Origin of the sequence: Streptomyces sp. NPDC058683 (assembly GCF_042716195.1) — a bacterium.
Lineage (GTDB): Bacteria > Actinomycetota > Actinomycetes > Streptomycetales > Streptomycetaceae > Streptomyces.
In genome coordinates this window covers 65,908-77,235 of sequence record NZ_JBHXSK010000056.1, presented here as the reverse complement: position 1 = coordinate 77,235, position 11,328 = coordinate 65,908, and the positions used below count along the sequence as shown (strand labels likewise).

Sequence of the window (11,328 nt, the reverse complement as noted above, 5' to 3'; positions counted from 1 at the left end):
GGAGAGAACCCCTGCGGCCCGCGGCGTCTTCGCGGAACCACGGCGGCGACGAGAAGGCGTGCGTCGCCTGTACTGCCGGGAACCCGCCTGTCCGTGATCACGGCCGGTGCGGACACCGACGAACGGATCCCACAGGACACCGCAAAAGCCGAGGTGTCTCAGAGAAGCCGGCGCCGGGGTCAGCGCGCTGACCCCGGCCGAGGACGGAGTGCCTCCGTCAGGAACTGCACCGCGTGGCCCGGCGGAACACGACGGGCCGGCGAGGAGCCGGGCACGTCGCGGCCGGTGACGTAGCGCGGGCGGTTCCGCCGCCAGGTCAGGAAGCCGGTTCGGCGGCCGCGGTGTCCGGGCCGCGCAGCCGCAGACTGAGCTGGGCGCACACCAGCCCCAGCACGCCGACCAGGGTCCACAGCAGCCACGGACCGATCGCGTACACGGCGGCGCCGATGACCGGTCCGGCGCCCGTACCCAGCGCGTATGCGGCGCCGTACAGCCCCTGGTAGCGCCCGACCATCCCCGGCGGAGTCAGACTCGCCAGGTGGGCCTGGACGATGGAGGAGTACGCCATCTCGCCGAACGTCCAGATCACCACCGTCGCCGCCAGCAGGACCATTCCGGTGGTGAACCCGGACAGCGCGAGACCGCCGCACACGAGCAGGTTGGCGACGGCCAGTACGTACTCCGGCCGGTACCGCGAGATCACGCTGGTGATGGGCAGCTCCAGCAGCACCACCAGCAGACCGTTGAGCCCCATGAGGAGACCGAAGTCACGTGCGCTCAGACCCGCGTCGTTGACATGCAGGGGAAGGCCGACGGCGGTCTGGATGTAGGCGAACATGGAGAACACGGTCATCAGCAGGAATCGCACCAGGGTGCGGTCGGTGAGCACCTGCCGGTACCCGACCGCCGGGTCCGCGGGTGCTTCCGCAGTGCCGGAATCGGACCGCGGCTGCGGTGCGTCGCGCAGCAGCACCGCCACGATCACGCCGAACAGCAGCAGAGCGGCGGCCTCCACCAGGAAGAGCCCCACATAGGAGATGCTGGCCAACACGCCGCCGAGCACGCCGCCCAGGGTGGAGCCGATGTTCTGGGCGAACCGGAGCACCCCGAAGGCGGCGAGCCGCTGCTGGGAGGACGACACGGAGTCGATGAGCACCGCGGCCATGGCCGGCCGGTAGATCTGCGACACCAGGCCGATGAGACCGACCACGGCGATGATCGTCGGGAGCGGTCCGAGGAACGGCACGGACGCCGTCAGCCCGGAGGTGGCCATGACGGACAGCAGGATGGCCCATCGTCTGCCGATGGTGTCGGTGAGGTGGCCGCCGATGACGTTGCCGAGGACCCGGCCCAGACCGGACGCGCCCAGCACGAGCCCCGCGGCCCCGGCGGAATGGCCGTGCTGGGTCACGTAGAGCACGATGAACACCGGCAGGAAACTGCCGACCTGGAGGATCAGGTTGCCGAGACTGATGATCCAGACCCGGCGGGGCAGGCCGCGCAGGGTGTCACGGAATCGCGGCTCGTCGGCGCGTGACCGGTCCGCCGTCCCGGTACTCATGCCGCCGACTCGGTGCGCACGTGGATCGCCGCGACCGGCTGTCCACCGTGGGATATCGCCATGGTGGCGGTGATGCTCCGGGCGAGTAACGAGAACCGTCGGCTGGCGGGCATGACATGGCTGGACAACGTGGCTCCTCCGTGTGGTGCGCCGCACTCGAACTCAGCGGCTTCCTGTCCGTGCACAGGGAAGGAACTCGGGTCGGCGTCCTGTGCCGTCCCGGTCCTTCCCCCGGGCTTTCTATCGCGGGCTGTCGGCGTAGAGGTGGTCGCGTTCGATTTCGCGCAGCTTCCGATAGTCGGCACGAAGCCGTTCCGGATCCTCGGAGATGAGAATCACGTACCCCGGCTGGGTCGCGACGTCGACCGTGCGGGGAAGCGGCTCTCCTGCCGGATGCGTCGTGACGGCGTGGACGTAGGACGGGAGTGCGCGGATGGCGGCCATCGCCTCCTGGGACGGGGCCACACCGTGGTCGTCCGGGTTGATGAGATGCACGTACCGCAGACGTTCCAGCAACTGGTAGGCGGTGGTGGGCAGTCGGTCGAACTCGTCGGGGTCCGCAACGGACAGGCCGATGAGCTCGATCTGGTTGGTGCCCAGGCAGCGACTGCTGATCTCCGGAACCTGCCCACCGCCGAAGCGCGCGGCACACTCGACGAGCACGGGTCCTGTGGCGGTCATCATGATCTCGGTGTGGCTGGCCCAGTTCCGGACCTCCAGAGCGTCGAGCACCTGGTGGGTGTAGGCCTCCACCTTCTTGGCCTCCGGATCGTCCGGTGCCAGGGGCTCGTTGTAGTCGTAGATGATGTTGCCGCCGGGGAGCCGGATCTTGTAGTACCGCCAGATCTCGACGGTGTGATGCCTGCCGTCACGGCTGACCGTGTTGACGAAGTACTCGTCGCCGTCCAGGAACTCCTGCGCCAGCACGACCTCGTTGGGCCGGCCGTGCCGGTCGGAGCTGGTCATGATCTTTTCGTGGACGGCACGAACCTGATCCGCGGACGAACACGCCACGACGTTGTCGGTGCCGGAGCTGGAGACCGGTTTCAGGACGACCGGGTAACCCGCTGTCGTCTCGGCCCACTTGACGATCTCGTCGGCGTCGGTCGAGACGATGGTGGCCGCCGACTCCACTCCCGCGGCACGCAGGGCCAGGACCATGTCGTACTTGTTGCGGCGGGACGTCGGCCGGCTCATCCCGTTGCCGGGAGTGCCGAGTTCGGCGGCGAGCCGGTCGGTCAGCTCGACGCCCGACTCCCCGGAGGAGATCACCCAGCCGACACCGAGCTCACGCAGCGCGGAGGCGGTGGCCGCGACATCACCGTCGTGCCGCACCTTGGCCACGAAGCCTTCGGGGAAGGGCAGCCGGGCCAGGTGGACGTCGGGGTTCGGCGACTGGACGTGCACGCACTCAATGCCGAGCCGGTTCATGACGGGCAGAAGGAGGCGTCCCATCGAAAACGCGTCGACGAACGCTACGCGCTTGGCTCGTGCCGGGGAACTGCTTGGCATCGTCAGCTACTTCCCTTGTGGGTCGGATGATCCGCGGACGGCAGGGCTCGGCCGAGCCGGGGATCGGATCGCGGACTCATTGTCACCACGGTGCCGGATCCGGCGAGGGCTCGGCCGACCGGGTCCGGCACCCGCCCGTCGGCTATGCGGACCGACGGCACTCCGCCGGTCAGCGCCTCCCGTGCCGCGACGAGCTTGAGCGCCATGCCACCGCCGGCGTGCCGGCCGGGCGCACCGGCCGCGGGTACCTCGTAGGTGCTCAGCACACTGGTCTCGTCGGAGGGATCGGCAAGCACTCCCGGTGCGCCGGTCAGCAGCACCAGCTGGTCGGCGCCGAGTGCCGCCGCGAGCGCGGCCGCGACCCGGTCGGCGTCGACGTTCACCGGTTGCCCGTGCTCGTCGATCGCGGGCGGCGAGACCACCGGCACGAAACCGGACCGCAGCAGGGTTTCGGCGAGTTCGGGGCGCACCTCCTCGAGCCGGCCGCTGAGATTGTCCCGGACCAGGGTCGTGCGGCCGTCCACGACGGAGCGCACGGCGGACTTGCGGCGGGCGCGCAGCATGCCGCCGTCCAGGCCGGTGAGACCGACCGAGGGCACTCCGAGCCTGGACAGCTGCGCGACGATCTTCGGTTTGACCCCGCCGGCCAGCGCGAGGACGACCACCTCCAGGGTCGCCGGGTCGGTGTACCGGGTGGACACCTTGTCGGGGGCGACAAGCGTGCGTTGCGGGACACCGAGTCTCCCGGCCAGTCGTGCGATCTCCCCGGAGCCGCCGTGCACCAGGAGGATCGACTGTCCTTCCCCGACGAGCCTGGCGACGTCGGCGCAGATGCCCGCGGCGTCGACGGACGGGTTGCCGCCGCACTTGATGACCATGAGCGGTCTGGTGGTCACAGTGTCTCCAGTTCGCCGTGAATCGGATGGGATGCGGGCCGGTCGGGGCCGACCGTCGCTACGCGGACCGTGGTCGGGTTCCGATGAGTTCCGCGTTCCTGCTCGCGGCCTCTACTCGCCCCAGTCCTCTTCGACTTCGGGCGCGCGGGCGAGCACCGTCGGACTCAGCGCCACGATCTCCAGTTCGCTTCGGCAGCCCGCACAATCGATGATCTCGTTGAGCCGTGCCGACTGGCTGATCTGCACCTCGTCCTCACACTCAGGACAGGCCTGCATGGTGGGCATATGGCGAATTCCTTTCAATCGACCGTTCCGGGGCGGACCACAGGTCTGCCGCGTCGAAAAGGACGGTACGACCGCGCCGACGTCCTGTGCGTCCCCGATGAACGCATTCGCACAGACACATCGTGTTGACCCTCCTCTCGTGCGGCTGCGCATGGCGCTTACCTCGACGAGCCCTTCGCCCGTGCCACCCTTGACGCCGGTCCGGGGCCGCCGGCGGAGGCGAATCCGGCTGAACCGCCGAGATCGAACGCCGCGAAGCTTTCTTCGCCACAGGTCGGTCGTGGCACGGATGCCGCCGGATCCGGGTAAGCGAAATCCGTACCCGAAAGGGCGTGGAATCAACGCAGCGCATCTTCGTCATTGAATTTGCCGCGGACGCACGCGGTGATGGTCCGTGCGTAGCATTCCTTTCCCGTGGCCGGAGTTCGATGACAGCGTCCGTGCGCTCTTCGGGCGAGAGGGGAACCAGTCGTGAAGGTGCTGTCGGTTCTGCGTTCCCGCCTGGCGCGTCGACGAGTTGCTGAGAAACCCGACGGAAAGGACGACCGGTCCCTCTCCTGCCCGTGCGCTTCGTGGCCACCGGAGTCTCCGTGGATGTCGACGGACTGGGCGCGACGGGGTTACCCGTCCTCGTGCTGGGAGTACCGGTCTCCGTGACCGGCGCATGCGCCGACGCCCCTCCTGCTCGGCCGCCGAGCAGACCACACTTGGCCCTCATCGATGGGAGAACCATGCGTACCCCACGCCTCTTCGGCTACCAGCAGCTCCACGAGGGAGCCGTCCTGATCACCCGTCAATGCCGCACCGTCAACGTCGTGCGCGGTCAGCAGCAGGTGTCCGAGCTGCTGTCGGCTCTCAAGAGCGAAGACGCTCAGGTGGTGCTGTCCCGCTATGCGGACCGTGCGCGCGAGATGCAGACGTCGCGCCGGCCCTGAACGTGATCTGAGCCGCGGCCGAACGGAGCCTGGGCAACCGGCTTCGCCGGTCGCTGACTCGTACGGTGTGACCGGTCCGGGGGTGTCCTGGGCCGTTGGCGTGGCGTCGGGCGGGGTGTGTCGACGGCCTCCCGGTCCCGGCGGCCACGGCCCGGGCGTCAGCGTCTTGAGGTGGCGGTGACGTCCGTGGTGGAGAGGCGTCAGGGCGCGCTGCCTGCCGTTGCCGGGCCCCGCAACAGCGACCCGGTCCTGACGGTGCGTCGGATCCTGGTCCGCCGCACCGGCAACGCGGCCGCCGCCCGTGCCGAGGTGATCGCCGCGAACCGTCGCGTCGCCGCCCTCCGGAACCCCCATGTGCCGCCCCTCCCGCCACCGTCTGCCTGAGCGGGTCGGCCCCGCGTCAGAGGCTCGGGCAGCCGGGTGAAGACTTGCTAGGGGCCGCGGGCGAGGAGTCCGGGCACCGTCCTGGCCGGGTGTGGCCCCGGCCGCGACGGCTCCCGTCCGGCTCCCGTCCGGCTCCCGGGCCCGGGAGCCGGACGGGGCGTGAGACCTCTGTCCGCTGCGCCCCGCCCGGGGGCGGCGAGCCGGCCGGCACACCGCCACCAGGTCGGCCCACGGCGTCAACTCCCGGGCTGGGCGCACCTGCCTCAGGGGCTCTTCTCCGTCAGCAGAACTCCAGGAAGAACATGTCGCGGTACCCCTCCGGACTCGCCGGGGCCACCCGTACCGGAGACACGGAATGCAGACCCGTGCGGTCGTCCAGGAATATGTAGTCTCCGGGGTGGCTCAGGGCGTGGGTCAGTACCGGTTCCTCGGCGTTGTCGTAGAGCGTGCTGACCCCGCCGGTGATGTCCTTTCGGGCGATCAGCATCATGACGATGTGCTCGACACCGTCCCGGTGGATTCCCTCCGGTGTCGGATTCCCGGCCTCCTCCTCGGAGGCGACGATGCGGTGCTGATGGATGTTGATCTGACGGACCGGGGCCACGGGTTCACCGTCGGGCGTGGTCTCTGCGATGCGTGCGACGAAATGGGCCAGGATCCGCCGGAACACGGAAGTGTCCAGCAGCGCCTGGTCGATCGGTTCGAAGCGGCGGACGATGCCGCCGTTCAATCGGTTTATCTCCCTGCTCTGGAGGAAACCGTCCTGGTCGACCAACCGGACGGTGCCGTCGGCGACGGAGTACGAGACAACGCAGTGCTTACGACGCCGATAGGTACCGCCGTCTCCCATGTAGGGGTCCAGCGGCAGGCCTTCCCAGAACTGGCTGAACTTGTCCCAGTCGTCGCTGTCCCGTAGCAGGTCGTCACGCGCGTTGCCGAGCGTAAACTTCAGCCCACCCATTCTCTCGGTCTCCTCTGGTCTGGGTCGCGGTTCTCGGACAGTCGGGCAGTTCGGGGGTCAGTCGGCGGGGGAGGGCTTCGAACCGGACTCCCGTTCAGCGCCATTGGCGGACCCGAAAGCGAAATGCGAGCTGCCGCGTTGTTGGGACGCTACGGGCATGCGGATACTTTGCGCATCCTTGGCAGATTTATGGTCGGGACGCATCGCGTTGACCTTTTCCCCGGCGGTTGCGTATTTCGCTCACCTCGCCGAGGCCTCGACGCCGGCTCACCGGTTTCCCGACATGGAAAAGCTCCCGGCGGACGGGACGATCACATCGTCACCGTCGCAACCAGGAGCTTCGGTTCTGCCGGCCGGGTCCGGATATACGACCCGGTCAGGCGAAGGGCAACCGGACAACACGCCTCATGGCGTCACGGACGTTTCATACGACTCGCCATTCACCGACGGCGCTCAGGACGTTCGCCGCGCGAGCGCGCAACTGGTCCACGGAGTCGGCGGTGAGCGCGAAACGGAGGAAGTAGTTCTCCTGCTCCAGGTCACTGACCTGGTAGCGGTCGACGACCACGGCCTTGATGACGCCCGGGAGTTCGTACAGGTCGTCCTCCGTGGCGCTGATCTCCACACGGCCGAGCTCTTCCGGTTCCACGTCGACCCACCCGATGATCGTCCGGTCGCGAAGCGGGCCCAGCCGTTCCAGGGTGAACTCGCCCAGCGACATGGAGACGACCGCCTCCACCGGGTCGATCCCGCTGACCTCCTGGATCGCCGTCGGATACATACCGCCGCCGAAACGGGGATTGATCTCCACCAGCTCCGTACGGCCGTTCTCGTCGGCCCGGCCCTCGACGTGCAGCCAGAGCTGGTCGAGGCGGAGGTCGGCGCAGAGCGCGTTGATCATCTCGGTCAGGACGGGCACACCGGCACGCACGTGAGCCTGCTGCGGGGGATGGATCCGAAGCCCCGCGTCGTGGTGTCTGACGTCGTCGTGGTCGGGCTTCTCGACCGCCAGGACCGGATGGAAGCGGCCACCCACGACGGGGCCGTCCACGGAGAACTCGATCCCCGGCAGATACTCCTCGAAGATCATTTCCGTGTCGCCGAAGCCGCGGTCGGCCAGGTGGCGCCGGTAGGCGAGGAGGTCGGCCGGGCCGTCCACCCGGCGAACCAGCCGCGAGGCCGTGGACTCACGGGACGGCTTGACGACGGCGGGGAAGAAATCCACCCCCGCCGGGTCGCCGCAGAAGCCGATGGCGGACAGCCCCAGGGCCCGCATACGCTCCCGGACCAGCGTCTTGCTGGCCAGCACATCGAGGCCGGCGCCGCCGCCCGGAAGACCGTAGTGCGCGGCAAGGCCGCCCTGCCAGGGGAGCAACGGTTCGATCAGGTTGACGACGGCGATGGGGACGATGCCGCGCTGGTCGAGCCGGCTGACGAGCGTGGGCAGGTCCTCGCTGTCCCAGTCCACCACGACATGGGCATCGCAGATGTCGCGGTGGCGAGTGTCGGGAATCTCGGATATCAGGACCGACCGCAGTCCGCGGGCTCGAAGTTGATCGGCAGCAAGGGCCACCGCGCCGGCATTCCATTTGGAGAGGATGAGCACGGATTTCACGGAGCGACCTCCAGGACTCATATTCGGGTCTGGCATCAAGAAACACGGGCCGGCATCAAAAATGGCACGGGCGGGGCCGCGTCGTGGTAATCGAGAGGCTCAGTCCCGGGAGAGGCAGCTCAACACGCTCGTGAATGCGTTTGCCGCGGACAACTCACCTGACGTCGGTGCGGTCGCACCGTTCTGCCGGTCCGCCGGCGGAACCGACATCGGTCGAGTCGTCGAGATCAGCTTTCACCGGGGCGCCCGGAACATCCGGAGCGTCCGGGAGGTGCGGGACGCCGGCGGCCGCGGTGCCGGATGTCGAGGTCGGCAGCGGAACCCTCTTCGTGCCCACCGTCCGGACGTCGGAGAACAGCGCCCCGAGGAACGCCAGGGCGCCGACCGCCGCCGACACCCACAGGGCGCGGTGCAGGCCGAAACTCGTGGCGAGCGCACCGGAGCACAGCGATCCGACGGGGAGCGTGCCCCATACGACGAAGCGGATCGTGGCGGTCATGCGGCCCATGAGCGGTCGCGGGGTGACACTCTGACGCAGGCTGACCTGGTTCACGTTGAAAAGCACCACGCCGAACGACTGCACGAACACGCCGCAGGTGATGAACACTTCGGGGGCCGAGGCGGGCGCGGCGGGGGTGAGGAGAGGGCCGACTCCGTTGAGGAGCGCACCCAGCACGATGCTCGGCCCGGTGCCCAGGCGCTGTGACAACCTGCGGGCCACGGCGGCCCCCAGGACGATGCCGAGAGAGCCGATCGCCATCACCGTGCCAAGTTTGGCCGCGGAGAAGCCCAGTTCGCGCACCGCGTAGGTGGTGAAAATGGCCGCGACCATGCCGAACGAGAAGTTGAGGAGCGCCCCGACCCCGGCCACGGGGGCCAGCAGGCGGTGGCGGCGCACGAAGCGCAGTCCCTCGCCGACCTCCTTCCACAGCACCGACCAGGTCGTCCGGTTGCCGTCCGTCGCCACCGGCTTCTCCCGCCCGGGAGGAATGCGCGACACCATGAACGCGGAGAACAGGAAGGACAGGGCGTCGGCGCCCAGCGCGACCGGGGCCTTCAACGCCGAGATCAGCCAGCCGCCCGCGCTGGGGCCGATCACCTGCGACGCGGACCGCGCCAGCTCCAACTGGGCGTTTCCCTCGGTCAGCTGGTCCGTCTCGACGACGTCCGGCAGATACGACTGGTAGGCGACGTCGAAGAACACGTTCGCGACACCCTGCCCGAACGCGACCACATAGAGCTGGCCGAGCGTCAGCATGTCCAGCGCGTAGGCCAGCGGGACGGTGAACAGCAGCAGCGCGCGGAAGAGGTCGGTGGCGATCAGGACGGGCCTTCGGGGCATCCGGTCGATCCACACCCCGGCAGGCAGGCCGATCAGCAGGAAGGGCACGATTCCCACGGCGGTGAGCACACTGACTTCGAAGACGCTGGCGTGCAGCACCTGGAGGGCGGCGAGAGGCAGCGCCAGGAAGCCGATCTGGCTGCCGATCTGGCTGACGCCCTGCGCGGCCCGCAGCCGCCGGAAGTCCGGATTCTGAGTGACCCTCATCTGCTTCGTCTCTCTCTCGGTGGCTTGATGGCCGCTGATCCTCCGGGGCGGCGTCCGACGACGGTCGCCCACCGCCGCCCTGGCCCGAGTGACCGTCAGGGCCACGGCCGGTGCCGGCAGTTCCCTTTCCGCGGCGGGCATGGCACCTCGTTCGAGGTCGTCACCACCGCGGCCGACGTCGACGACGCAGACTCCGCTCTGCCGCCGAGCGGACCTTCGTCCCGCCCGGTCCGCAACCGTGTTACGAGCTCATATGTCCTTGATTCCCTGAAATGGATCCCCTGATCTCACGGCCGGGCACCGCGACCGGAATAGAGGCCGATCTCAAGACTGGCACAGACCGCGTTCGCGTCGAGTAATCAGGGTGCTTAGCCGCGCGACAGGAATCTAACTCCGACGACTCCTTGAGGATGTGTTCGTCGCGGACGCGGGTGAGGCGCACGGGTTCGTAGCTTTCTTTCGCACGGGTCGTCGGTTCGTACTGGAAGGAGTCGTGATGGTGGGTCGGAGTATTTCAGCCAGGGAGGTGTGGTCGTGATACGGGTGGCGGTGGCCGGTGCGGCCGGTTATATCGGCGGGGAGTTGCTGCGGCTGCTGCTGGGACATCCCGAGGTCGAGGTGGTGGGCGCGGTCTCGTCCCGTTTTCCGGGGAAACGGGTCGATGGTGTGCATCCGAATCTGCGGTCCGTCACCGATCTGACGTTCTGTTCGGCGGATGAGGTCGGAGACTGCGACGCGGTGTTCCTGGCGCTGCCGCACCGGGTGGCGATGACCCAGATCGATCACTGGACTCAGCGGTCCAAGCTCGTCTTCGACCTGACCGGGGACTTCCGGCTCGACGACACCGAAGTCTTCCGGCGTTACTACGGCGAGGAGCACCAGGCCCCGCATCTGCTGGCCGATTTCGTGCCCGGCCTTCCCGAACTGCACCGCGAGCGTCTGCGCACCGCGGACCTGATCAGTGTTCCCGGCTGCATGGCCATGGCCGGCGTACTCGCTCTGTACCCCCTGGTGGAACGTGACCTGATCGATCCGGAGCACGGGGCCCAGTTCGACGCCCGCACCGGTTCCAGCGGCTCGGGGGCCACGGCCGGCCAGGCCAACCTGCACGCCGAACGCAGCGGTTCCATGCGCGTGTTCGCGCCCACCGGGCACCGTCACGAAGCCGAGATCTCGCGCCATCTGGGCCTGTCGGCCGCGATGACCGCCACCGGCGTCGAAGCGGTCCGCGGGGTCCAGACGATCTGTCACGCCACTCTGCGCCCCGGCGTCGACACGCAGACCGTGCGCCGGGCCTTTCGCGAGCAGTACAACGAGGAACCCTTCGTCCGGGTTGTCGCGCACCAGCGCGGCACCTTCCGCTACCCCGACCCGAAGATCCTGCTGGGATCCAACTACTGCGACGTCGGCTACGCGATCGACGAGGACAGCGGCCGCCTGACGACGATCGCCGCCCTGGACAACCTCGTCAAGGGCGGCGCCGGCAACGCCCTGCAGTGCCTCAACATCCGCATGGGCCGACCCGAGACCCTCGGCCTGACCTTCCCCGGTCTCCACCCCCTGTGACCCCCCGGCCGACCGGAGAGATCGTGACCCGCACGGGGACCGGCATCACGGTGCGCATCTCCTG

At 68.6% G+C, this 11,328-nt stretch carries 11 protein-coding genes; 3 read left to right on the top strand and 8 right to left on the bottom strand.

Annotation, left to right across the window (positions count from 1 at the left end; all coding sequences use genetic code 11):
• Positions 1-316 precede the first annotated feature (316 nt).
• The 5 genes from ACFWXC_RS43105 to ACFWXC_RS43085 form a co-directional block, all read right to left on the bottom strand.
• Positions 317-1,561: an MFS transporter gene (locus tag ACFWXC_RS43105; RefSeq protein ID WP_384487961.1), complete on the bottom strand. Its 1,245-nt coding sequence runs from the start codon at positions 1,559-1,561 to the stop codon at positions 317-319.
• Entirely contained in the window at positions 1,558-1,689 is a 132-nt protein-coding gene (locus ACFWXC_RS43100) for a hypothetical protein (RefSeq protein ID WP_384487959.1), read from the bottom strand. The genes ACFWXC_RS43105 and ACFWXC_RS43100 overlap by 4 nt, the downstream gene beginning before the upstream one ends.
• A gap of 112 nt (positions 1,690-1,801) precedes the next feature.
• Positions 1,802-3,073 carry an ATP-grasp domain-containing protein gene (locus tag ACFWXC_RS43095; RefSeq protein WP_384487957.1) on the bottom strand — a complete coding sequence of 424 codons (1,272 nt, stop codon included), beginning with the start codon at positions 3,071-3,073 and terminating at the stop codon, positions 1,802-1,804.
• 2 nt (positions 3,074-3,075) lie between these two features.
• Entirely contained in the window at positions 3,076-3,969 is an 894-nt protein-coding gene (locus ACFWXC_RS43090) for a [LysW]-aminoadipate kinase (RefSeq protein WP_384487955.1), read from the bottom strand.
• Between the two features lie 111 nt (positions 3,970-4,080).
• Positions 4,081-4,254 (bottom strand): lysine biosynthesis protein LysW, encoded by a 174-nt coding sequence (locus ACFWXC_RS43085; protein WP_355900967.1) that lies wholly within the window; start codon positions 4,252-4,254, stop codon positions 4,081-4,083.
• Positions 4,255-4,985: 731 nt separating this feature from the next.
• On the opposite strand from ACFWXC_RS43085, the gene ACFWXC_RS43080 reads away from it, so the two are divergent.
• Both ACFWXC_RS43080 and ACFWXC_RS43075 read left to right on the top strand, forming a co-directional pair.
• Positions 4,986-5,189: a hypothetical protein gene (locus tag ACFWXC_RS43080; protein ID WP_384487953.1), complete on the top strand. Its 204-nt coding sequence runs from the start codon at positions 4,986-4,988 to the stop codon at positions 5,187-5,189.
• 171 nt (positions 5,190-5,360) lie between these two features.
• Positions 5,361-5,573 (top strand): hypothetical protein, encoded by a 213-nt coding sequence (locus tag ACFWXC_RS43075; protein WP_384487951.1) that lies wholly within the window; start codon positions 5,361-5,363, stop codon positions 5,571-5,573.
• Positions 5,574-5,853: 280 nt separating this feature from the next.
• On the opposite strand, the gene ACFWXC_RS43070 is transcribed toward ACFWXC_RS43075, so the two are convergent.
• From ACFWXC_RS43070 to ACFWXC_RS43060, 3 genes are all read right to left on the bottom strand, one after another.
• Positions 5,854-6,534, bottom strand: a complete 681-nt coding sequence (locus ACFWXC_RS43070) for a 2OG-Fe dioxygenase family protein (protein ID WP_384487949.1) — start codon at positions 6,532-6,534, stop codon at positions 5,854-5,856.
• Between the two features lie 424 nt (positions 6,535-6,958).
• Positions 6,959-8,149: an acetyl-CoA carboxylase biotin carboxylase subunit family protein gene (locus tag ACFWXC_RS43065; RefSeq protein WP_384487947.1), complete on the bottom strand. Its 1,191-nt coding sequence runs from the start codon at positions 8,147-8,149 to the stop codon at positions 6,959-6,961.
• Positions 8,150-8,303: 154 nt separating this feature from the next.
• The gene (locus tag ACFWXC_RS43060; protein ID WP_384487945.1) at positions 8,304-9,698 is read right to left on the bottom strand and encodes an MFS transporter; all 1,395 of its coding nucleotides are present in this window, start codon (positions 9,696-9,698) and stop codon (positions 8,304-8,306) included.
• 528 nt (positions 9,699-10,226) lie between these two features.
• Here ACFWXC_RS43060 and argC point away from each other — a divergent pair.
• Entirely contained in the window at positions 10,227-11,264 is a 1,038-nt protein-coding gene (gene argC, locus ACFWXC_RS43055; protein ID WP_384487944.1) for an N-acetyl-gamma-glutamyl-phosphate reductase, read from the top strand.
• Positions 11,265-11,328: the final 64 nt, after the last annotated feature.